Below are 23,327 nucleotides of genomic sequence, written 5' to 3' on the forward strand. Positions count from 1 at the left end.
CCACGGTCCGGCCGTCCACGGTGCGGAGCCGACGAAGCCGGAGGTGCCAGCGGCGCCGGTAGTGCCGAGACACCGAAGACCGGCCCCGTCGAGCGTCGGACGAAGACCGTCAGCGGTACTCGGGAACCTCCGTCAGCGAGTTGCACACAGTCTCGTCGACGGACGGGGTGGGCGGGCGTTCGCGGAGGATGTCCCGGGCCCGGGCCTCACCCCAACTGGTCGCGTACCAGGGTGTGTCGTCCTCGCCCAGATCGTCGGCGATCGCTCTCAGCACGCAGGACCGCGTCGGCTCCTTGAGCTTGTCGAGGGCCGGTACGGCGTCGGCCGACAGATCGCGGGCGTACAGGATGTCGAACTTGCCCGTGTCCTCGTACCGCTGGACGTTGCTCTCGGCGATCAGGCTGTCCGGCGACATCAGCCCGAACGCGAGGACGCCGACCGCCGCACTGGCCGCGACGACGCGAGGCAGCCAGCGGGCACCCCACACACCGGCCGCCATGATGAGCACGATGACCAGGCCCAGCCACAACTCCCCGGCCAGCACCGAGATCCTCAGCCGCGTCAGCCCATAAGCCTCCACATACATGTCCATACGTCGCACAGCGGATGCCACGACAACGAGCGCCAGCGCGCAGAGAGTTCCCAGCACACCCCGCACCAGCTTCCGGTCGCCGGCGCCGTCCCGCGGGGCCCAGCGCAGCGCGAACACCACGACGAGCAGGGTCAGCAGCGTGACGAACAGAAGCTGCCAGAAGCCCTGGCGCGCGTACGCCGCGTACGACAGGCCGGTCTTCTTCAGCACGGCGTCGTAGCCGCCGAAGAGGACGACGAGCTGAACCGCGTTGAAGGCCGCGAAGAGCACCGTGAGCACGATCAGCGGCAGCGCCCACTCGACACGGTTGCGCGGGCGCCCTGGGCGCACCACGACACGGTCCAGTCGCACCGGCGCGGCCGCCGTGTGGGCCACGGCCAGCGCCACGACCAGGCCCGACAACAGGAGCACGACGCGCACGGGTCCGCCGGTGACCGAGGTGTCCGGCACCAGGTCGCTGAGCAGATCGGCGAAAGCGGCGTCGGCTCCGGCGAACAGGGCGCCGAAGACCAGCAGCAGGACCGCGCTCACCACGAACGCGCGCAGGCCGACGCCGACCCCGCGACGGGCGCCGCCGAATCGTTCCCGCAGCCCGCGCCAGCCCCAGGTGATGCCGGTGATCACCGAGTTCATCACGCCGACGGGGCCGAGCAGGATCGCCGGCCAGGTGCGGCCGCCGTTCAGCGCGAGCGAGCCGAGCCCGATCGCCGCCGTGACCGCCAGGAACGACGGCCAGTCCGCGTCCCGCAGAGCCGGCACGGCCAGCAGACCGATGCCACCGATGCCCCAGACCACGCTCCACGCGCGCGGGCGGCGCCTCGCGGCCCGGCCGGCGAAGTACGCGGCGAGCGCCGCGGGGACCGCGACCAGCAGGAGGTTGATCCCGAGACCGCCGTCGAGGAGCAGCATGCTCAGCACGCCGGTCGCGAGCACGGCCCACAGCGTGGGCGTGCGCACCGGGGCGGGCGACGTGACCCACAGCTCCGGCGACCACACGTCGGGGGCGGCCGACGGGCCCGCCTTGCCCGCCCTCGCCTGCGGCGGCCGGGCGGCCTGGTGCCGCACTCCGCCGACGACGCCGGCACCGGCACCGACGACCCCGGCTGCTCTCTCGGGCGAGGGCTTGGCACCGGGCCCGTGCGCGGCACCAGTCACCTCGCCATCCCCGGGCGCGCCCGCCCGTCCCGGACCGTCCACAATCCGAGGCTCCTCCTCGACCTCAGGCGTATCCGCACCCTCGGACTCGACCGCACCCTCGGACTCAACCGCGCCTGCGGACGCAACCGCAGCCTCGGACCCACTCGTACCCCCGGCCTCGTCCGCGCCCCCCGACGCGTCCGAATCCGTGGAGTCCGTGGGCTCCGGTGTCTCCGAGTGCCGGGGCACGGCTCCCGGAGTCTCCTCGCCGGCCTCCGGTCTCCTCCGCTGCGCCGATGGCCCGTCTTCGGGCTCGGGCGTGGACGGTATGTCGGACAAGGGATCCCCTCCCAGCCGGTCACCGGGCAGCCCGGATCACGCCGCTGGGGCGGAGAGGCTGTCAGCCGGTGTTTCGTCGGCACACGCCCGCCATGATCAACGGGCGGCGTGGCGCACAGGGTATCCAGGGGTCATGCGGCTCACCACGGCGCCGAGGGGCTGTAGCAAGCCTGTGACACAGCCCGGAGCCCCTCCGGAGCCCTCCGGAGCCCGCCTGGGCCGGGTTCCTCCCCCGCCCCCCAGAGCCCGCCTCACGCGGCGTCCGAAGGCCGCCGCAAGACGTCCCCGAGGAATCCGGGAAGCCCGGTCGCATCCCCTTGGCTCCGCGCGGCCGACGTACGCCCCGACAGGCAGCCGACGGCCGACTCGCCCCGCCAGCCGCTCGCCGGCGATCACACCGCCGCCGTACCACCGAAACACGCCGACGGCAGGCCCCGCCGTACGCCCGACAGGCAGCCGGCGGCACGCTCCCCTCCACCCGCTCCTCGGCGAACACGCCACTGGCGGGTATGCCCGAAACGCCGCCGCCCGGTACGCCCTACACGCCGCCCGCACTGCTCCCCGACGCGACCCCGGGCAGCCATTCCGGCAGTGCCTCCGTCGCTTCCAGCCATGCCCCGGGGGGCGCGCCGGCCTTTCCCGAGGCGATGACGCCGCCGACGATGGAGCAGTTCGTGTCCACGTCACCGCCGACCTGGGCGGTGGCCCAGAAGCCCTGCTCGTAGTCACCCAGGGCGCGGGCCGCGGACCAGAGGGCGAAGGGCACGGTGTCGTGTGCCGACGTGCGCCGTCCACAGCCCAGCACGGCGGCCACGGTCGCAGCGTCCCCGTAGTCGAGCATGTCGCGGGCGCGCCTCAGCCCGGCCCCCACGGCGCTGCGCGGTACGAGCGCGATGACGCCGTCCAGCAGGGCCTCGGCGCTGGGCGGGCCCGCCGGGTCGGCGGCCAGGGCCGCGGCCGCGGCGACGGCCATCGCGCCGACCACGGCCTCGCGGTGCTGGTGCGTCGGATAGGCGGAGATCTCCGCCTGGTGGGTCGCCTGCTCCGGGTCGTCCGCGTACCAGGCGCCCAGAGGAGCGATCCTCATCGCGGCGCCGTTGCCCCAGGAGCCCTGGCCCTTGAAGAGCGCCGACGCGAGCTCGCGCCAGTCTCCGCCCTCCCGGACCAGCCTCAGGAGACGGTTGACCGCCGGTCCGTAGCCGCGGTCGAAGTCGTGGTGGTCGGCGAAGGAGTGCGCCAGTGCGTCCTGGTCGACGCGGTGGTGTGTGGCCAGGGCGGCGACCACGGAACAGGCCATCTCGGTGTCGTCGGTCCACTGCCAGGGCCGGGGCGGCAGTTCTCGGCGCTTGAGCAGGGGGTAGTTCACGGGCACGAAGAACTGCGAGCCCAGCGCGTCTCCCACCGCGAGTCCGCGCAGGCTGGCGAGGGCGCGCTCGAAGCGCCCGTCGGGAGAGATGTCAGCGATCATCGCCCTGCCACTCTATCCGGTGGCTCCGAACGACTTCCGGATCGCGCCACTGCTCGAAGGGACGGTCGAGGGTGTACCGGCCGTCCTCCCCCAGAACGAGCATCCTCACCTCCGCGTTCCCCGGGTTGGAGAGCGATTCGAACTCGGCGACGCTCCAGTGGAACCAGCGCATGCAGAACAGCCGCATGGCCAGGCCATGGGTCACCAGGAGCACGTTCGGCGGGTGGTCGGGGGCCTCGAAGCTGCGGTACAGGCTCTCCAGGAAGCCGCCGACCCGGTCGTACACGTCGGCGCCGGACTCGCCTTGCGCGAACCGGTAGAAAAAGTGCCCGTACGCGTCGCGATAGGCCTTCTGGAGGCGTACGTCGTCACGCTCCTGCCAGTTGCCCCAGTCCTGTTCGCGCAGTCGAGGCTCCTCGCGCACGCGTACGAGCTCGGGGTCGAGGTGAAAGGCGCGGAAGGTCTCGTGGGTACGGCGGTAGGGGGAGACGTAAACGCTTACGCGCTCCCTTCCGAAGAGCTCGCGCAGCCGCTTGCCGGTGTCCTCCGCCTGCTGCCACCCCGTCTCCGTGAGCGCCAGTGCGTGGTCGGGCTCGCGTTCGTAGACGGTGTCATCGGCATTGCCCACCGACTCGCCGTGCCGGACAAGGACGATGCGCCGTGGTCGTGCCATGCCAAAACCCTAGATCGTGCCGGCCCTGTTCGAGCGGTCGTACGGTCACATAAGGCGCAGGTCACACTGTTCCGGCAGCACAGGTCACACTCTCCCGCACATCAGTTCGCCCGACGGGAGGGTGCCGTCAGACGATCCAGCCGGGTTCGAGCTGCACGACATCTCCCGCGAGGGCGGCTATGTCTGCCTCGAGCTGGGCGCGCAGAGCCAGCCGCTCCAGCCGCTCGGCGCGGTATTTTCCGTGCTCGGCGGCCGACTGCCACATGGACAGGACCAGGAACTCACTGCCGGGCGCCTCGCCGAACATGCCCCGGACCATGCCGGGCGAACCGGCCATCGCGGGGTTCCAGACCTTCTCCTGCATCAGGGCGAAGTGTTCCGCGCGCTCCTCGTGGACACGGCAGTGCGCGACCCGGACCACGTCGGAGTCCGTGAAGCGCGGCTCGAAGCCCGTCTTCACGTCGAAACGGTAGTCGAACAGCTTGACTTGAGCGTCCTTGAAGGTGCCGGACTGCGACGCGGCGAGCCGGTCGTGGGACCGGGCCATGAAGGAGTCGTAGAAGGCACGGCTCTCCCAGAACGAGAAGATGTGCGCGACACCGGTTCGCCCCACACTCCACCCTCCCCCCTGTCCCCGGAATCCCGGCTCCCCCAGAAGCCCCGCCCACTTTCGCTGCCCCCGTTCGAAACCGCGGCGGTCGACCACGGTGCAGCGAATCCACTTGACCAGCACCGCGCCATCGTAAGGCCCCGGAACGTGGCGCCGGTCACGCTCTGGCGGAGTGGATCCGGGCGCGCGCCCCTGCGTGCGTGGCACGATGGGCAATCGGCCCTGCTCTCAGGGGAGTTGGACCGGTGACTGTTGAGGAACGGGGAGGGGACATCCGGTGAACGGTCTCAACAAGGGGATCCGCAAGGCCGAGTTGGCAATCAAGTGGGATCCCAGTCCCGTGGGCGAGCCCGCGACCGATCTCGACATCGTCGCGGCGACGTATCTGGCGTCCGCGCCGAACGGCAACCCGGACTACGTGGTGTATTTCGGCAGCCGTTCGCCGGACGGCACCATCTATCTGAACCGCGACAGCAAGGACGGCAAGGGCTTCGGCTGGGACGAGGTCATGACCCTGGAACTCGACCGCCTCGACAGCCGCTACGCGCGCGTGGTCGTCGGTGTCCTGATCCAGCAGCGCACCGAGGCACGGACCTTCGTCGGTGTCCTGAACCCCGCCTTCCGGCTGCGCGAGGGCTACACCGCCCTGACTCAGGGCGACTTCGGCGACGTGCTGGGTTCGACGGCCGCGACCATCGGGGAGTTCGTGCGCGACCACTCCGGTGAATGGACGTTCCATGCGGGCATCCACGGCTTCGACACCGACCCGGCGACCTTCGCGAGGGTCATGGGCAGCCCGCAGGAGGCATGAGGCACAGCCCGGCGTCCTCCCGTCCGCGCTGTGCCGGCCGTCGGCCCCGGACCCGCCCGGGGCCTGTCCGGCGGCGGGTGTTCAGCCGCTCTTCCAGCCCGGGACCGTCGGCAGCACCAGCTCGGCGACGCGGAACAGCGCCGCGTCGTCGGGCACCCCACCGTCCTGACGCCAGACGGAGATTTCGAACGAACCGCCGCCCCCCTTGGCGTCCTTGGCGACCAGCAGGCTGCGGGCGACGCCGCCGGGGCCGCTCTCGGCCTTGCCCGAGCCGAAGCTGAGGGCGATCGTCCGGTCCGAGTAGAGGACCGCCGGGTGGCCCAGGATCTGCCTCGGCTCCGCCTTCGGCAGCAGATCGAGGCCCTGGGCGACGGAGAGCCGGTCGTCCGAGGCGGACAGCTTCACGGAGTACGTCTTCAGCGTGACGTTCGCTTCGGGGCTGGCGATCTTGGTGCCGCCGTCAAGGGTGATCACGCTGTCGTCGCCGTTGGCCGTCCGCGCGTGCTCGTCGGGCGTCCCGAGGAGGGCCGGCAGGTCCCCGCGGTTGAGCGCCTGGCAGAGCTGCTCACCGGAGACGCGCTTCGGCGACGGGGCGCCGAGCCGGTCGGAGCACCTGGCCGGGTCGCCGGTGCCGTTGCTGTTCGGAAGGACCCGCGAAAGCCCCCATATGCCCCCCATGACGCCCGCGACCAGCACCACCGCCGCGACGGCCTGAACCCCCGCGTTCAGGCCTCTCTTCGATCCGGCCACCTTGTCGGCCATGTCCCCCGCCTTCCCCCGCACGCTCCGTGCGCGCGGAGGGAGACTAGCCGTTGATCGTTTCGCGGGAAAGGCGAATTCCGCCGGACCCGGCCTCCGGACCCGGCGGCAGCCGCCGGAAACGCCGAGGGCGGTGGAGCCGACTGCTCGCTCCACCGCCCTGATCAGCCTTTCACGCCCGGCAGGCGCATGGTGTCGGCCGCGGCCGTTCGCCGAACCGGCGCCCGGTGTCAGCCGCTACCGCCCGTCCGTCCGGCGTCAGCTGCAACCGCTCGTCGAACCGCAGCCCTCGCAGATGTAGCAGGAGCCGGCCCGCTGCATCTTCGTACCGCAGGAGAAGCAGAGCGGGGCGTCGGCCTGGATGCCGAGCTGCATCTCCACCAGCTCGGCGCTGGTGCGGACCTGCTTCGGCGCGGGCTCGGCCGCGACGGGCTCGGCCTTGGGGGCCGCGACGGCCTTCAGCTCGTGCGCGATGGGCGCGGACTGGGCCAGGCCCTCGACGTCGAGCTCGTCCTCGGAGGGCTCGTAGGAACCCGTCTCCAGGTGACGCTGACGCTCCTCGGCGGAGTGGATGCCGAGCGCGGAGCGCGTCTCGAAGGGCAGGAAGTCCAGCGCCAGGCGGCGGAAGATGTAGTCGACGATCGACTGCGCCATCCGCACGTCCGGGTCGTCCGTCATGCCGGCCGGCTCGAAGCGCATGTTGGTGAACTTCGAGACGTACGTCTCCAGCGGCACGCCGTACTGCAGACCCACCGAGACGGCGATCGAGAAGGCGTCCATCATGCCCGCGAGGGTCGAACCCTGCTTCGACATCTTGAGGAAGACCTCGCCGAGACCGTCGTCGGGGTAGGAGTTGGCGGTCATGTAACCCTCGGCGCCGCCCACCGTGAAGGAGGTGGTGATGCCGGGACGGCCCTTGGGCAGACGCTTGCGGACCGGGCGGTACTCCACGACCTTCTCGACCGCGGTACGGATGGTGTCCTCGGCCTTGGCCGTGACCTCGGCCTTCTCCTTCTCCTTGGTCTTGGCGGAGAGGGGCTGGCCGACCTTGCAGTTGTCGCGGTAGATCGCGAGCGCCTTGACGCCCATCTTCCACGCCTCGAAGTAGACCTCTTCGACGTCCTCGACGGTCGCCGTCTCCGGCAGGTTGACCGTCTTGGAGAGCGCGCCGGAGATCCACGGCTGGATCGCGGCCATCATGCGGACGTGGCCCATCGCGGAGATGGAGCGCTCACCCATGGCGCAGTCGAACACCTCGTAGTGCTCGTGCTTGAGACCGGGGGCGTCGATCACATTGCCGTTCTCGGCGATGTGGGCGACGACCGCCTCGATCTGCTCCTCCTGGTAGCCCAGGCGGCGCAGGGCCTGCGGCACGGTGCCGTTGACGATCTGCATCGAGCCGCCGCCGACGAGCTTCTTGAACTTGACCAGCGCGAGGTCAGGCTCGAGGCCGGTGGTGTCGCAGGACATCGCGAGACCGATGGTGCCGGTCGGGGCGATGACGGAGGCCTGCGCGTTGCGGAAGCCGTTCTTCTCGCCGAGGCGGATCACGTCCTGCCAGGCCTCCGTGGCGGCGGCCCAGATCGGGGTGTCCAGGTCGTCCATGCGGACGGCCGAGGTGTTGGCGTCGGCGTGCTGCTTCATGACGCGCTGGTGGGGCTGCGCGTTGCGGGCGTAGCCGTCGTACGGGCCGACGACCGCGGCGAGCTCGGCGGAACGCTTGTACGACCTACCGGTCATCAGGGAGGTGATGGCGCCGGCGAGCGCGCGGCCGCCGTCGGAGTCGTACGCGTGGCCGGTCGCCATCAGCAGGGCGCCGAGGTTGGCGTAGCCGATGCCGAGCTGACGGAAGGCGCGGGTGTTCTCGCCGATCTTCTCGGTCGGGAAGTCGGCGAAGCAGATGGAGATGTCCATCGCGGTGATGACGAGCTCGACGACCTGGGCGAAGCGCTCGACGTCGAAGGACTGGTGGCCCTTGCCGTCGTCCTTGAGGAACTTCATCAGGTTCAGGGAGGCGAGGTTGCAGGACGTGTTGTCCAGATGCATGTACTCGCTGCACGGGTTCGAGCCGTTGATACGACCGGACTCCGGGCACGTGTGCCACTGGTTGATCGTGTCGTCGTACTGGATGCCCGGGTCGGCGCAGGCCCAGGCGGCCTCGGCCATCTTGCGGAAGAGGGACTTGGCGTCGACCTTCTCGATGACCTCTCCGGTCATGCGTGAGGTGAGGCCGAACGTTCCGCCTTCCTCGACCGCCTTCATGAAGGTGTCGTTCACGCGGACCGAGTTGTTGGCGTTCTGGTACTGGACGGACGTGATGTCGTCGCCGCCCAGGTCCATGTCGAAGCCCGCGTCGCGCAGGGCGCGGATCTTCTCCTCTTCCTTCACCTTGGTCTCGATGAAGTCCTCGATGTCGGGGTGGTCGACGTCCAGGATGACCATCTTGGCCGCGCGGCGGGTGGCGCCGCCCGACTTGATCGTTCCTGCGGAGGCGTCGGCACCGCGCATGAAGGAGACGGGACCCGAGGCGTTGCCGCCCGAGGAGAGGAGCTCCTTGGAGGAGCGGATGCGGGAGAGGTTCAGGCCGGCGCCGGAGCCGCCCTTGAAGATCATGCCCTCTTCCTTGTACCAGTCGAGGATCGACTCCATGGAGTCGTCGACGGCCAGGATGAAGCAGGCGGATACCTGCTGGGGCTGGGGGGTCCCGACGTTGAACCAGACCGGGCTGTTGAAGCTGAAGATCTGGTGCATGAGCGCGTAGGTCAGCTCGTGCTCGAAGATCTCGGCGTCGGCGGGCGACGCGAAGTACTTGAAGTCCTCGCCGGCCTTCCGGTACGTCTTCACGATGCGGTCGATGAGCTGCTTGAGGCTCACCTCGCGCTGCGGGGTGCCGACGGCACCGCGGAAGTACTTACTGGTGACGATGTTGACCGCGTTCACCGACCAGAAGCCGGGGAACTCGACGCCACGCTGCTCGAAGTTGATCGAGCCGTCGCGCCAGTTGGTCATGACGACGTCACGGCGCTCCCACTCCACCTCGTCGTACGGGTGCACGCCGGGGGTGGTGTGAATGCGCTCGATGCGCAGTCCCTTGCTGGCCTTGGCTCCGCCCTTCGCGCGGGAACCTCGTGCCGGACCGCTCGCCGTCTCTGTCATGCCGCCTCCCTGTAACAGGCTAAAACGCGCTCAAGTGCCGCGAACTTCCCGTGGCACGGTGTGTCTCTGATGCAGCGCGCGCCACTGGTACGGCCGTGCGCTGCAAGTCTGTGGTCGCCGCCCGCGGGCGGGCCCGGACACCTTGAAGGGTCCGGTCCGCGGTCAGTCGGCGGCGGTGGCGGGCACGGGAACCTCAGCGGTTCCGCCCGGCCTGTGATCGGTCTCCTGGCACACCACGTCCGGGACGTCGTCGTCCTCGGCCGGGCGCTGATTCACCTGCCTGAGTTCCGCGATGGCGGCTTCGAAGTCGTCGAGCGAATCGAAGGCCCGGTACACGGACGCGAACCTCATGTAGGCCACGAGGTCGAGTTCCTGCAAGGGTCCGAGTATGGCCAGCCCCACGTCGTGGGTGGTCAGCTCGGCGCTTCCGGTGGCTCGCACGGCCTCTTCGACCCGCTGCCCGAGCTGGGCCAGCGCGTCCTCGGTGACAGGCCGCCCCTGGCACGCCTTGCGCACGCCGTTGATGACCTTGATGCGGCTGAAGGGCTCGGTCACACCGGAGCGCTTCACCACCATCAGCGAGCACGTCTCCACGGTCGTGAAACGACGGGAGCAGTCGGGGCACTGGCGGCGCCTGCGGATCGACGTGCCGTCGTCGGTCGTACGACTGTCGACGACGCGGCTGTCCGGGTGCCTGCAGAAGGGGCAGTGCATGGCTCCAACCCTCCTTCACAGCACGACTCAGGAACCTCGCGGGACCTCACGGGCCCCTCGAAGCAGCCTCAAGCATAGGCGATGCCCGAGGGCCGGGAGACCCGGGGGACCACAACTTCTGGGATGCCTCCGCAATCCAACCACTAGATGTGGGGATCGACCCCTGAAACCGCCCACGCCGCGCGTGTCGTACACGTAAGGGCACGTGCCGCACAGGCATACCCATCCCGGACACACGGGGATAGCGTGGCCGACGCACGGAAAGGGGCCGGTTCCCGGCCGGTCGGCCGTCGAATGGCAGACTGGGCGACGGCCCAGGTCAGCCGGTACGGCTGCCGCCTCCGGCGCTGAAGGGTACAGCAATGGGCCTTTTTGTCCGCCAGGCGCGTCGACAGCCATACACCCAGACACATGCTCACGTCAGGCAATTCGCGGTTTTTCACTCGAACGTGTGTTTGGCGCAACCTTTCGAAAGCAACTACCGTTGTCCAGCAGGGAGACCATCGAGAGGGGCCGACGTGACCACCACCGCAGACAGTGCCACCATCACCGCCCAGGACCGCTCCCAGGGCCGACTCGAGCCGGTGCATGTGATGAACGAAGCCGCGAATCATGAGGGGCCAAAGCGCTCCCTGCCTGGCCGACCTCCAGGCATCCGGGCAGACAGCTCGGGACTCACGGACCGGCAGCGCCGGGTGATCGAGGTGATCCGGGACTCCGTACAGAGGCGCGGCTACCCGCCGTCGATGCGGGAGATCGGGCAGGCCGTCGGCCTCTCCAGCACCTCCTCCGTCGCACACCAGCTCATGGCGCTGGAGCGCAAGGGCTTCCTGCGGCGCGACCCGCACCGCCCGCGCGCGTACGAGGTCCGGGGCTCGGACCAGTCGTCGGTGCAGCCGACGGACACGGCGGGCAAGCCGGCCGCGTCCTACGTACCGCTCGTCGGCCGTATCGCCGCCGGTGGCCCGATCCTCGCCGAGGAGTCGGTCGAGGACGTCTTCCCCCTCCCCCGCCAGCTCGTGGGTGACGGGGAGCTGTTCGTGCTGAAGGTCGTCGGTGACTCGATGATCGAGGCCGCCATCTGCGACGGGGACTGGGTCACGGTCCGCCGTCAGCCGGTCGCCGAGAACGGCGACATCGTCGCCGCGATGCTGGACGGCGAGGCCACGGTGAAGCGGTTCAAGCGCGAGGACGGCCACGTGTGGCTGCTGCCGCACAACTCGGCGTACCAGCCGATCCCGGGCGACGAGGCGACCATCCTCGGAAAGGTCGTCGCCGTGCTGCGCCGGGTGTGACACCGCGAGGGGCGGTCCACCGCCCCCGCCCCTGACCGGGCCCCGGAACCAACTGCGCCGGTTCCGGGGCCCTGCACGTTTCTGGCCGGGGGCCTTGACCGAGCGCGCCCGGTCCGGGACCGCCCGGCACCTCGGGCGGCCGGGCAGCACCAGAGGCCCGGACGCCCGGGCAGATGCCGGGGTCGGGGACCACCAAGCAGGCCCGGAGCCCAGGCGGCCCGGCGGGCACCAGAAGCCCGGATGCCCGGGCAGACGCCGGGGTCCGGAACAGCCGAACAGGCCCGGAGCCCGGGCGGGCCGGCGGGCACCAGTAGCTCGGACGCCCGAGCAGGCCCGGGTCACCGGACAGTCCGGCAAGCACCCCGGGTCCCGGAACGGCGACCAGATACGTGGGGTTCCTAGAGCCTCGGGCAAGCGCCCTGTGGGGCTACGAACGCCGGGCGGACTGCGGTGGTTCCGGGGTGCCCGGCAGGCGCCCGGGGCGCCGGGCCGTGGCGTCGTCTGTGTTGGTTTCCGGGCGGGGCCGCGCGTTCTCCGGCTCCGCCGATGTGTCGGCTGGGCTACGCGTCCTCTGGCTCCGCGGGCGCGTCGGCGGGCTTCGGCGTGGGCTCCTCGGTCGTCCTGGCCCTCTCGTCGATCGCCGCGAGGGATCTACGGACCTGGTTCGGGTCCGTGGTGTACCAGAAGTCGGGGAGCGAGGCCTTCAGATAGCTGCCGTAGCGGGCCGTGGCCAGACGCTGGTCCAGGACGGCCACCACACCCCGGTCACCCGAGGCCCGGACGAGACGGCCGGCGCCCTGGGCCATGAGGAGCGCGGCATGGGTGGCGGCGACGGCCATGAAGCCGTTCCCCCCGTTCTCCTCGACCGCCTTCTGGCGGGCGCTCATCAGCGGGTCGTCGGGGCGGGGGAAGGGGATCTTGTCCATGACGACGAGCTGACAACTGGCCCCCGGCACGTCCACGCCCTGCCAGAGCGAGAGCGTGCCGAACAGACAGGTCTTCGGGTCCGCCGCGAAGTTCTTGATCAGCTCACCGAGCGTCTCCTCGCCCTGGAGCAGGATCGGGTACTCGGGGATACGGGTCCGCAGTTCCTCCGCCGCGAGCTGGGCCGCGCGCATCGAGGAGAACAGACCGAGCGTACGGCCGCCGGCGGCCTGGATCAGCTCGGTGAGTTCGTCGAGCATGTCCCCCCGGTCGGCGTCCCGCGCGGGGCGCGAGAGATGCCGGGCGACGTACAGGATGCCCTGCCGGGGGTAGTCGAACGGCGAGCCGACGTCGACACCCTTCCACTGCGGGAGGTCGTCACCCTCCGTGCCCTCGGGTGCGAGCCCCATCGACGCTCCCACGCCGTTGAAGTCGCCACCGAGCTTGAGCGTGGCGGACGTCAGGACGACCGAGCGGTCGGCGAACAGCTTCTCCCTCAGGAGCCCGGACACGTTCATCGGAGCGACCCGGAGCGAGGCTCCGAAGCGGTCGTGACGCTCGTACCAGACGACGTCCCACTCGGAGCCGTTGGCGATGCGCTCCGCCACGGCGTGCACGGACTCGACGGACGCCAGTGCCTGCTTCCGTACGGCGTCCTCGTCCTGGACGGACTTGTCACGGGTGGAGCCGAGGGCGGTGATCACCGTACGGGAGGCGTCGCGCAACGCCATCAGCGCGTACCCGAGGTCCTCCGGGATCTCCTCCAGGCGGCCCGGCAGAGCCAGCTCCATCAGGCGTTCGAAGCCCTCGGCGGCGGTCTGGAGCTGGTCGGCGGCCTTTTCGTTGACGAGCTTCGCGGAGCGGCGCACGGCACGGTTGACCTGCCCCGGGGTGAGCTCGCCGGTGGCGACGCCGGTGACCCGGGAGACCAGCTCATGGGCCTCGTCGACGATCAGCACCTCGTGCTGCGGCAGGACCGGCGCGCCCTCGATGGCGTCGATCGCGAGCAGTGCGTGGTTGGTGACGACGACCTCGGCGAGCTTGGCCCGCTCGCGGGCCATCTCGGCGAAGCACTCGGCTCCGTAGGCGCATTTCGTGGCGCCGAGGCACTCCCGGGAGGACACCGACACCTGGCCCCAGGCCCGGTCGGAGACACCGGGGGTGAGGTTGTCCCGGTCACCCGTCTCGGTCTCGTCCGACCAGTCGCGCAGCCGCAGCAGGTCCTGTCCCAGCTTGCTGGTGGGCGCGGCCGCCTCGAACGGGTCGAAGAGTCCCTCTTCCTCGTCCTGCGGCACGCCCTCGTGCAGGCGGTGCAGGCACAGATAGTTCGACCGGCCCTTCAGCATCGCGAACTCGGGGCGGCGGCGCAGCAGCGGATGCAGCGCGTCGACGGTGCGCGGCAGGTCCCGCTCCACGAGCTGACGCTGGAGCGCCAGGGTGGCGGTCGCCACGACCACCCGCTCGCCGTGCGCGAGCGCGGGAACCAGGTAGCCGAGCGACTTTCCGGTGCCGGTGCCCGCCTGGATCAGCAGGTGGGAGCTGTCGTCGATGGCGGCCGCGACGGCTTCGGCCATCGTCACCTGGCCGGGGCGCTCCGAGCCGCCGACAGCGGTGACGGCAGCGTGCAGGAGTTCGGGGAGGGAGGGCTTCGTCATAGCGCTGCCAGCCTACGGGGCGCCACTGACAACCGAGCGATCAAGCCCGGAACCAAGGGCGTGATCAAGGCCGACGCGGGCCCGAGGATCAAGGGATGCGACACGCAGACTCCTGCACAAGAACCGGATGGTGCGATCGGCACGTCACGGGGTGACGGCCCTACAGCAGATCGCGCAGGGCCCGGTCCCGGATCATGAGGGCCGCCCTCTTGCCCGGCAGATCGACCTCGGCGGAGAAGCGGAAGCCCGCGCTCAGGAACGCGGACACGGAGGGGGTGTTGCGGAGGTCGGGTTCCGCGACGACACGGGCGCAGGACGGGCGCTTGTCCAGGACGTGGTCGGCGACGGCTCTGAGCAGGGTGGAGCCGACGCCCCTCCCGCGGTCGGCGACACCGCCGACGAGGAGGTGGATCCCGGTGTCGTGGGGCCGGGCGGGGTAATGGCGTGCCAGGAGATCGAGGTCCGCGCGGTAGATCTCCCAGTAGCTCATCGGGATGCCGTCGAGCACGCCGAGGCACGGGACGCTGCGCCCGTCGCCGTCGAGCTGCCGGAGCACATGGTCCTCGACCACGGACTCGGGTCCCGCCAGCTCCCAGAACTCCGCGACGGCGGGGTCGTTCATCCAGCGGTGGACGAGGGCCAGGTCGCGGCCGGGACGCACCGGGACGAGCTGGAGGACGCCCGCGGGTGTCTTGGCCGGCCCCCAGCCGCCGACGCGGTCGAGCAGATCGCCCCCGTCCGGCGTCCTGTCCACGGCCCCTTCCCGAGATCGGCCCGGAACTCCTTCCGGAGCTCCTTCCGCGGCCTCGTCCCCCGGTCCCATGCTCCCCGCGAACAGGGCGATCAGTTCGTCGGAAAGGCGCAGGTCGAGCGTGTCCTCGCAGTCCGTGCCGGTGACGGGGTCGGTGCTCTCGTCGGTGGGAGGCACGACGACGCTCCTCTCGGGAGACGGGGTGGGTCATGTTCCCCAGGGATGAGGGGAGTCGGACATCAGGAATGGAGGGGGTTGGTGATGGTGACGTAGACGGACTGGGTGTCGACGGGGCCGACGAGTTCGTCGAGGCCGTGCAACCGGGTCAGCAGGTTGGCCTTGCAGCGCAGGACGGGTGAGTCGAGCAGAAGGGCGGGCAGCGGGGTCCGCAGCCGAGCCGGGCCGGTGATCACGCCGCCGAGGAAGCGCCGGAACGCGGCGAGCAACAGAGCTTCGTCGGCGAGCCGTTGGGAGCCGAAGGCCCCGATGAGGCCGAACACGTTGTTGATGGCCAGGTAGTAGGCGAAGCGTTCGTCGGTGACCTCGTCGGAGACGAAGGTGTCGCTGTGCGCGCCGATGCCGGGCAGCCGGTGGTCGAGTTCGGCACGCCGGGACTCGCGGAAGTAGTAGCCCTGGTTGTCCCGGTAGCGGCCGCCCGCGGGCCAGCCGTCCGCGTCCAGCAGGAGCAGGGTGTTCTGCTGGTGCGCCTCCAGGGCGATGCCGGCCTCGCTGTCCAGCCAGAGCACGGGGCGGACGACCTGTTCGAGATAGCGCAGGAACCATTCGGTGGCGACGGCGCCGCGCGGGCGGCCGGTCCGTCCCGCGAGCCCGGTGACGACCTCGGTGAGCCGGGAGCGCATGAAGGGGCCGCGCTCGGCCGGGTTGTGTGTACCCAGGCGTGCGTACGGCCGGGGTGAGACCAGCCCCGCGACGCAGCCGACGTCGTCCGTCGGCGCGAACGGGTTGTGGCGGATCATCACGTCGAGCCCGGGAAGCGGATTGCCGTCCCGGTCGTCGACGGCGAGCCAGGACGGGTCGCGGACGATGTCGAAGCCGGGATGGGCGGACTGCCATTGCTCGAACAGGCCGCCGCGCAGCAGACGGTGGACCTCGGCGCCGCGGTGGAGTTCCTTGCGGAGGTTCTCACGACGGGAGTTGGTGATGCGCAGTCCCAGCGACAGTTTCAGCATCGCGGGGGCGCCGGAGCGGTAGACGGTGCGGACGGAGGAGGTGGGGTGCCAGGGCGTGCCGTGGGGGCCGAGGTCGCGGAGCAGCCCGGCGTCCAGCAGGGCCGCGGTCTCGGGACGCTGCCGGACCTCCCGCATCTGCCAGGGGTGCAGGGGCAGTACGGCGGAACAGCCCTCGGGGAGGGACAGACCGGGTCCGGCCAGCCGCAGGGTGAGCTGCTCCGCCGACACGGGCCGGCCGCGTTCCGTCCACGCCGAGTCGGACGCCAGCACCGAGGGGGCGACCGCCATCCAGTGCAGCGGGAAGGAGCCGCGCAACTCGGGTGAGTAGAGCCTGCCTTCCGTGTCGGAGAGGCCGTCGCGCCCCTTGGGCGTCGGGTGCAGGGGGTGGCCGAGGAGGAGCGCCTGCTCCGCGGCGAGGAAGTGGTCGGGTGGGTCGGCGGGGTGCTCCCTGCGGTCCCTGATGAACACGGCGGTGCGACGGACCGAGTCGGCGACGCGGCCGACGAGGTCGGCGCCTTCACCGGCCGGACTGTCCGCGTGCCGGGCGTCGGCCTCGCCCGGCGTCTCTGCCTCTGCCTCTGCCTCTGCCTCTGCCTCTGCCTCTGCCGGCGAATCGTCGGACGGTGCCGGGTGAATCGTGTCCGCGACCGGTGTTCCGGGGGCTGTCTGGCGTGCGAGGAGGGCCGCCACGGTCACCGCGTCGACGGCCGGTGCCTGTTCGGGCGCTCCGGCGAGGAGGGGAAGCCCGAAGCGGTGCCAGCCGGAGGGGGACCAGTGATGGACGGGAACGAGCAGGGCCGCGCCGCTGGCCGGCAGTGCAATGCGCAGGGTGCCGTCGTCGGGGGCGGCCAGGTCGTTCTCCCGTACCCAGCAGCGCAGCAGATTCTCGACGGCCGCCGCCTGCGCCGCCGTCCGGGTGTCGGGGTGGTCGAGCAGGTCCAACAGGTCCACCGGGTCCACGGTGGCCCGGCCCGGCCGTTCGGGCGCCCTGGCCGCGTCCGTCTGCCGGGGAAGGGACTCCGCGGGCAGGTGCGAAGCCGGTGCGGCGACGGCCGTTCGCTCGTACGGGGAGGGAGGGCTGTCGGGTACGGGGGTGGTGTTCACGAGGAGTTCCTTGCGGGTCGTTCGGGCTCGTGCGGCGACGGGACCGGGCCGGAGCCGGGGTGCGTCGGGGCTCTTGGCGTTCCTGGCCGGTCGGTGGGGCGGGCGGTGAGGCGGTGAATGCCGAGGGGCCGGGCCGTCACTCGGACCGGCGGCACCTCGCGCCCCGTCCCTCCCGGGTCTCCGGTCCCCCAGGGCCGTTGCGCTCACCGCGCTCACCGCGTCCGCGAGGCGGTCGAGCACGGCGGAGACTTGTTCGTCGCTGATCGTCAGAGGGGGAAGGAGTCGTACGACGCTCGAACGGCGGCCCCCGAGTTCCACGATCAGACCGCGGCGCAGGCACTCCCGCTGGACGGCGGCGGCGAGTTCGGGGGCGGCGGGGCGGGGACCGTCGGGGGTGGGACCGTCGGGGGTGCGCTGCGGGGGCCCTTCGGGGTCGACGAGTTCGAGGCCGATCATCAGACCGCGGCCGCGTACGTCCCCGACGCACGGGACCTCCGAGGCGAGCGAGCGCAACTGGTCCAGCATGCGGGCCCCGACGGTCGCCGCGCGTCCGGCGAGGCCGTGCTCGCGGACGTAGGCCAGGGTGGCCGTGCCGGCGGCCATGGCCAGTTGGTTGCCACGGAAGGTGCCGGCGTGGGCGCCGGGCTCCCAGACGTCGAGGTCGTCGCGGTAGACGACGACGGCCAGGGGCAGGCTGCCGCCGATGGCCTTGGACAGCACCATCACGTCCGGGGTGATCCCACTGTGTTCCACGGCCCAGAAGGCGCCGGTCCGGCCCACTCCCGTCTGGACCTCGTCCACGATCAGCGGGATGGACCGGGCCTCGGTGATCTCGCGCATCCGCCGTGTCCAGGCGTCCGGTGCCGGAATGACCCCGCCCTCGCCCTGGACGGGTTCGAGGATCATCCCGGCGGGGTGCGGCACACCCGACTTGGTGTCGTCGAGGAGGGACTCCGTCCAGCGCGCGGCGAGTTCGGCGCCCCGCTCACCGCCGATGCCGAACGGGCAGCGGTAGTCCTGCGGATAGGGCAGCCGCGCGACCCGTACGTCGGTCGCGCCGCCGGACGCTTCGAGCGCCCCCGCGGTCATCCCGTGATACGCGCCGGTGAACGCGAGCATGCCGGTGCGGCCGGTCGCCGCGCGCACCAGCTTGAACGCGGCCTCCACGGCGTCCGTCCCGGCCGGTCCGCAGAACTGGACCCGCGCGCGTTCGGCGAACCGCGGGGGAAGACTGCGGAACAGCTCGGTGGTGAACGCGTCCTTGACCGGTGTCGCGAGGTCCAGGACGTGCAGGGGCGCCCCCGAGTCGAGGACCTTTCTGATCGCTTCGAGGACGACGGGGTGGTTGTGCCCGAGGGCCAGGGTCCCGGCTCCGGACAGGCAGTCGAGATAGCGGCGCCCGTCGGCGCCCTCGATCGTCAGCCCGCGAGCCCGTACGGGAACGATCGGCAGGGCGCGCGCGTAGGTACGAGCCGCCGACTCGCGCGCCGACTGGCGCCGCAGAATGCCCTCGTGCGCGGCGCGCGCCCGCTCGGCCGCTCCGGCGCCGGTGTCCCGCGCCCCCTCGGCTTCCCCTGGCGCCCCCACCGGCACCACCGCTGACTCGGTCGCAGCCACGACTTCAGGTCCTCCCGCTGTTCAGAGGCGAGTTGGCAGGAGGGTCCGGACGCAGACGGCAGGCCCCCCGTACGTACCAACGACGCCGGTCGCGTTGGGAAGCGGGTGGATTCGGGGTTCCTTACCGGTTCTTTGCCGGGGAGGATCGGCACCCCCGGCGGTGACCCTCCGTCAGAGAGCGGCGGGTTCGGCGGACACGCGCCCCCGTAGCTGAACCGTTGCCGTTCCGTCGGGCGTCCCGCACAGCGACCGCATAGTCTTTGATGCCGTTCGGCCGTGCCGGACACACCGCTCCGGCGCCCGCAGACGCACCGCACAGTTCCCATACGCTCAGGGGGAGTTACCCACCATGCGATCCATACGCCCGCCCTTCGCCGCCCGCCGAGGCAGGAGCGCGCGCCGCAGACCGTCCCCCGTCCTGGCCGCCGTCGGCCTCGCCGCGGCCCTGACGCTGACGGCCACCGCCTGCGACTCGGGCAGCGACACGGCGAGCGGCGACCCGACCGCCTCCGCGTCCCAGGCCGGCGACGGAAAGATCCAGATCCCGGACGACATCAAGAACAAGCTCAAAGAGCACGGTATCGATGTCGACAAGTGGAAGAAGGGCGCCTGGAAGAACTGGGACAGGGACGAGTGGCTGCGCCAGGCCGACGATTTCATCAACCCGATCATCAAGGGGCTCTGGGACCCGGCCCGTATGCGCGGCGCCGACGACCCGGACAAGAACAAGGGCGTGGACGACGCCGACCTGAGCGGTGACCAGGGCGTCACGGACCCGGAACCGGCCCCGGTGACGGCGCAGGCCGTGAAGCCGTCGTACCACTCCAACGTGCCGGTGGCGGGCAAGGTGTTCTTCGACGCCCCCGAGGGCACGATGGTCTGCTCGGCCACGGTGGTCGAGGACCCGGCGCACCCGGGCAAGTCCAACCTCGTGTGGACCGCGGGCCACTGTGTGCACGCCGGCAAGAAGGGCGGCTGGTACCGCAACATCGCCTTCGTGCCCTCGTACAACGACCAGGGCCGGACGGAGGCGCAGTTGGAGAGCGCCCCGCGCGAGGAGGTCGCTCCGTACGGCGTCTGGTGGAGCGACTGGGCGCAGACCTCGGACCAGTGGATCGAACGGGGTGGTTCCACGGGCGGCCAGGGGGCGTCGTACGACTACGCGGTGCTGCATGTGACGCCGGAGAAGGGCAGCGGCGGCAAGTCCCTCGAGGAGACGGTGGGTTCGGCGCTGCCGGTGAACTTCAACGCTCCGGCCGTGCCCAAGGTGTCCGGCATCACGGCCACCGGATACCCGGCGGCGGCGCCGTTCGACGGCCAGAAGCTGTACCAGTGCACGGACAGGCCGGGCCGGCTCTCGGTCGCCCAGTCCGACCCGACGATGTACCGCATCGGCTGCACGATGACCGGTGGCTCCTCGGGCGGCGGCTGGGTGGCCACGGGGTCGGACGGCAAGCCGGCCCTGGTGTCCAACACCTCGATCGGACCGGTCAAGTTCGGCTGGCTGGCGGGCCCGCGGCTGGGCGATGTGGCCAAGGGCGTGTACGACTCGGTGAGCGCGAAGTTCGCCGGACGGTGACGCGCGTGGCGTGACACGTCCGGCGGGCGCGGGAGGCCGTGACGGGGGATTCCCCGGAGGGCCGCCCGCGCCCGGCCGGCACGGAGACAGGGATTCGACCGGGGGGTACGAAACCAATGACCTTCTCAGGACAGCGTCGTAGGGTCCTCGCCGCCGACCTCATGGCCGCCCTGGCACTGACCGCGACCGCCTGCGGCACCGGTGACGACCGGGCGGACGGCGGTTCCTCCGCCTCCGCCTCGCGGGGGTCGGCGAGCGGCGACGACAAGATCGATACCCCGGACGGCATCAAGGACCGGCTCAAGGAGCACGGGATCGATGTCGACCAGTGGAAGAAGGGCGCCTGGAAGGACTGGGACAAGGACCGGTGGCTCGGTGAGGCCGAGGACTTCGTCAACCCGGTGATCGACGGGCTGTGGAAGCCCGAGCGGATGAAGTCCGCCAAGGACCCGGCCAAGACGGTCTCCGTGCGGGACGCGGCGGCGGACCAGGGCGTCAGCGACCCCGAGCCGGCTCCCGTCGACGCGCGGGCCGAGGAGACTCCGTACCACGAGCACGCCGCTCCGGTCGGAAAGGTCTTCTTCGACTCCCCCGAGGGCTCGATGGTCTGCTCGGGCACGGTCGTCAAGGACGTGAACCACCCCGGCAGATCCAACCTCGTGTGGACCGCGGGCCACTGTGTGCACGCCGGCAGGAACGGCGGCTGGTACCGCAACATCGCCTTCGTGCCCTCCTACAACGACCAGGGCGGGTCCGAGGCGCAGCTCGCCGGTGCCGGTGCCGCGGAGATCGCGCCGTACGGCCAGTGGTGGGCGGACTGGGCCTCGACCTCCGACGAGTGGATCTCCGGCGGTGACGAGACGGGCGGTGCGGGCGCCCCGTACGACTACGCGGTCCTGCATGTGAAGCCGGAGCAGGGCGGCAAGTCGCTGGAGGAGACCGTCGGCAACGCGCTGGACGTGGACTTCTCCGCGCCGTCCGCCCAGGACGCCGGGACAGTGGGCGCCTGGGGCTACCCGGCCGCGCCGCCGTACGACGGACTGAGCATGTTCAAGTGCGTCGACACACCCGGCCGCCTCTCCCTGAGCCCGGCCATGCCCACGATGTACCGCATCGGCTGCACCATGACCGGCGGTTCGTCCGGCGGCGGCTGGTTCCGGGTCGTCGACGGCAGGACCGAACTCGTCTCCAACACCTCGATCGGCCCGGCCGCGCACACCTGGCTGGCCGGACCGCAGTTGGGCAAGGAGGCCCAGGCGCTCTACCAGCGGATGAGCGAGGAGTACGGCGGCCGGTAGGCGACTCCGTCCACCGGTTCGGACCTCGCGCACGCGGTTCGGACCTCGCGCACACGTCCACGGCGAAGGCCCGCCCCCTCGGGAGGGGGCGGGCCTTCGTGCGGCAGGCCACGCGGACGGGCCGGCCGGGTGTACTAGCGGAGCGCCGGCGCCGGTACGTACGGTGCGAGGTCCGCCGCCAGCTCCTCGTGGACCCTCAGCTTGAGCAGGGTGCCCTCCGCGGTGTGCTCCTCGGAGATCACCTCGCCCTCGGTGTGGGCGCGAGCGACCAGCTTGCCGTGCGTGTACGGAACGAGCGCCTCGACCTCGACCGAGGGACGCGGCAGCTCGTTGTCGATCAGCGCGAGCAGCTCCTCCATGCCCTGGCCCGTGCGCGCCGAGACGGCGATGGAACGCTTCTCGATGCGCAGCAGACGCTGGAGCACCAGCGGGTCCGCCGCGTCCGCCTTGTTGATCACCACGATCTCGGGCACCTTGGTCGCGCCGACGTCGGTGATGACCTCGCGGACCGCGGCGAGCTGCTCCTCCGGTGCCGGGTGCGAACCGTCCACGACGTGCAGGATCAGGTCGGAGTCGCCGACCTCCTCCATGGTGGAGCGGAAGGCCTCGACCAGGTGGTGCGGCAGATGGCGTACGAAGCCCACCGTGTCGACCAGGGTGTACAGCCGCCCGCTCGGGGTCTCGGCCCGGCGCACGGTCGGGTCGAGGGTCGCGAACAGCGCGTTCTCGACGAGGACGCCCGCGCCCGTGAGGCGGTTGAGCAGGGACGACTTGCCGGCGTTGGTGTATCCGGCGATGGCGACCGAGGGCACCTTGTTGCGGCGGCGCTCCTGGCGCTTGATCTCGCGGCCGGTCTTCATCTCCGCGATCTCGCGGCGCATCTTCGCCATCTTCTCGCGGATGCGGCGCCGGTCGGTCTCGATCTTGGTCTCACCGGGACCACGGGTGGCGAGGCCGCCGCCCTTGCCGCCGCCCATCTGACGGGACAGCGACTGACCCCAGCCTCGCAGCCTCGGCAGCATGTACTGCATCTGCGCGAGCGCCACCTGCGCCTTGCCCTCGCGGGACTTGGCGTGCTGGGCGAAGATGTCGAGGATCAGGGCCGTACGGTCGATGACCTTGACCTTGACGACGTCCTCGAGGTGGATGAGCTGGCCGGGGCTCAGTTCACCGTCGCAGATCACGGTGTCGGCGCCGGTCTCGATCACGATGTCCCGGAGCTCGTTGGCCTTGCCGGAACCGATGTACGTGGCCGCGTCGGGCTTGTCGCGGCGCTGGACGACGCCGTCGAGCACGAGCGCTCCCGCGGTCTCCGCGAGCGCGGCGAGCTCGGCCAGCGAGTTGTCCGCGTCCCGGATGGTCCCCGAGGTCCAGACACCGACGAGGACGACGCGCTCCAGGCGGAGCTGTCGGTACTCGACCTCGGTGACGTCCTCGAGCTCGGTGGAGAGGCCCGCCACACGGCGCAGGGCCGCGCGCTCGGAGCGTTCGAACTGCTCGCCGTCCCGGTCTTCGTCGATCTCGTGGCTCCAGGCGACGTCCTCTTCCATCAGGGCATCGGCCCGAAGACCTTCGGGGTAGTTCTGCGCGGAAGTCTGCGCGTCCTGGGAAGGGGAAGAAGAGGAGGTCATTGGATCCTTACGTAGATGGGGTGA

The 23,327-nt window shown here is 70.9% G+C and carries 15 protein-coding genes and 1 pseudogene; 4 read left to right on the forward strand and 12 right to left on the reverse strand.

The genetic code is table 11. The annotated features are described in order from the left end of the window. Positions 1 to 109 precede the first annotated feature (109 nt). The 4 genes from ACWEBX_RS03900 to ACWEBX_RS03915 all read right to left on the reverse strand — a co-directional run bounded on the left by ACWEBX_RS03900 (position 110) and on the right by ACWEBX_RS03915 (position 4,942). On the reverse strand, positions 110 to 1,747 hold the full coding sequence (locus tag ACWEBX_RS03900; RefSeq protein WP_451883306.1) for a DUF4153 domain-containing protein: 1,638 nt from the start codon (positions 1,745 to 1,747) through the stop codon (positions 110 to 112). Between the two features lie 859 nt (positions 1,748 to 2,606). Beyond that, positions 2,607 to 3,536, reverse strand: a complete 930-nt coding sequence (locus ACWEBX_RS03905; RefSeq protein WP_451883307.1) for an ADP-ribosylglycohydrolase family protein — start codon at positions 3,534 to 3,536, stop codon at positions 2,607 to 2,609. After that, entirely contained in the window at positions 3,526 to 4,209 is a 684-nt protein-coding gene (locus ACWEBX_RS03910) for a histidine phosphatase family protein (protein ID WP_451883308.1), read from the reverse strand. Before ACWEBX_RS03910 ends, ACWEBX_RS03905 begins: the two co-directional genes overlap by 11 nt. Before the next feature lie 127 nt (positions 4,210 to 4,336). Further along, entirely contained in the window at positions 4,337 to 4,942 is a 606-nt protein-coding gene (locus ACWEBX_RS03915) for a YdbC family protein (protein ID WP_451883309.1), read from the reverse strand. A 154-nt stretch (positions 4,943 to 5,096) separates the two neighbouring features. Here ACWEBX_RS03915 and ACWEBX_RS03920 point away from each other — a divergent pair, with 154 nt between their 5' ends. After that, entirely contained in the window at positions 5,097 to 5,630 is a 534-nt protein-coding gene (locus ACWEBX_RS03920) for a TerD family protein (protein WP_451883310.1), read from the forward strand. 81 nt (positions 5,631 to 5,711) lie between these two features. On the opposite strand, the gene ACWEBX_RS03925 is transcribed toward ACWEBX_RS03920, so the two are convergent. The 3 genes from ACWEBX_RS03925 to nrdR all read right to left on the reverse strand — a co-directional run bounded on the left by ACWEBX_RS03925 (position 5,712) and on the right by nrdR (position 10,259). Continuing rightward, the gene (locus tag ACWEBX_RS03925) at positions 5,712 to 6,392 is read right to left on the reverse strand and encodes a DUF6215 domain-containing protein (protein ID WP_451883311.1); all 681 of its coding nucleotides are present in this window, start codon (positions 6,390 to 6,392) and stop codon (positions 5,712 to 5,714) included. Between the two features lie 255 nt (positions 6,393 to 6,647). Beyond that, a complete protein-coding gene (locus tag ACWEBX_RS03930; RefSeq protein ID WP_451883312.1) occupies positions 6,648 to 9,545 on the reverse strand; it encodes a vitamin B12-dependent ribonucleotide reductase in 2,898 nt (965 codons plus the stop codon). 162 nt (positions 9,546 to 9,707) lie between these two features. Continuing rightward, positions 9,708 to 10,259 carry a transcriptional regulator NrdR gene (nrdR, locus tag ACWEBX_RS03935; RefSeq protein ID WP_403649857.1) on the reverse strand — a complete coding sequence of 184 codons (552 nt, stop codon included), beginning with the start codon at positions 10,257 to 10,259 and terminating at the stop codon, positions 9,708 to 9,710. 518 nt (positions 10,260 to 10,777) lie between these two features. Between nrdR and lexA the strand changes: the two genes are divergently transcribed. Next, positions 10,778 to 11,554, forward strand: coding sequence for a transcriptional repressor LexA (lexA, locus tag ACWEBX_RS03940; RefSeq protein WP_103549644.1), 777 nt, complete (start codon positions 10,778 to 10,780; stop codon positions 11,552 to 11,554). 560 nt (positions 11,555 to 12,114) lie between these two features. Here the strand turns inward: lexA and ACWEBX_RS03945 are convergent. From ACWEBX_RS03945 to ACWEBX_RS03960, 4 genes and pseudogenes are all read right to left on the reverse strand, one after another. Then, positions 12,115 to 14,133 carry an ATP-dependent DNA helicase gene (locus ACWEBX_RS03945; protein ID WP_451883313.1) on the reverse strand — a complete coding sequence of 673 codons (2,019 nt, stop codon included), beginning with the start codon at positions 14,131 to 14,133 and terminating at the stop codon, positions 12,115 to 12,117. Between the two features lie 160 nt (positions 14,134 to 14,293). After that, positions 14,294 to 15,061 (reverse strand): GNAT family N-acetyltransferase, encoded by a 768-nt coding sequence (locus tag ACWEBX_RS03950; protein WP_451883314.1) that lies wholly within the window; start codon positions 15,059 to 15,061, stop codon positions 14,294 to 14,296. Between the two features lie 62 nt (positions 15,062 to 15,123). Next, complete coding sequence (locus tag ACWEBX_RS03955) at positions 15,124 to 17,178, reverse strand: IucA/IucC family protein (protein WP_451883352.1); 2,055 nt, start codon at positions 17,176 to 17,178, stop codon at positions 15,124 to 15,126. A 210-nt stretch (positions 17,179 to 17,388) separates the two neighbouring features. Further along, a pseudogene (locus ACWEBX_RS03960) lies at positions 17,389 to 18,795 on the reverse strand (diaminobutyrate--2-oxoglutarate transaminase family protein); the annotation flags it as partial. Positions 18,796 to 19,144: 349 nt separating this feature from the next. On the opposite strand from ACWEBX_RS03960, the gene ACWEBX_RS03965 reads away from it, so the two are divergent. Both ACWEBX_RS03965 and ACWEBX_RS03970 read left to right on the forward strand, forming a co-directional pair. Beyond that, the gene (locus ACWEBX_RS03965) at positions 19,145 to 20,374 is read left to right on the forward strand and encodes a trypsin-like serine peptidase (protein ID WP_451883315.1); all 1,230 of its coding nucleotides are present in this window, start codon (positions 19,145 to 19,147) and stop codon (positions 20,372 to 20,374) included. A 116-nt stretch (positions 20,375 to 20,490) separates the two neighbouring features. Next, positions 20,491 to 21,672 (forward strand): trypsin-like serine peptidase, encoded by a 1,182-nt coding sequence (locus ACWEBX_RS03970; protein WP_451883316.1) that lies wholly within the window; start codon positions 20,491 to 20,493, stop codon positions 21,670 to 21,672. Between the two features lie 134 nt (positions 21,673 to 21,806). On the opposite strand, the gene hflX is transcribed toward ACWEBX_RS03970, so the two are convergent. Then, entirely contained in the window at positions 21,807 to 23,303 is a 1,497-nt protein-coding gene (gene hflX, locus ACWEBX_RS03975; protein ID WP_451883317.1) for a GTPase HflX, read from the reverse strand. Between the last annotated feature and the right edge of the window lie 24 nt (positions 23,304 to 23,327).

The sequence above is a fragment of the Streptomyces sp. NPDC005070 genome (genome assembly GCF_053600395.1).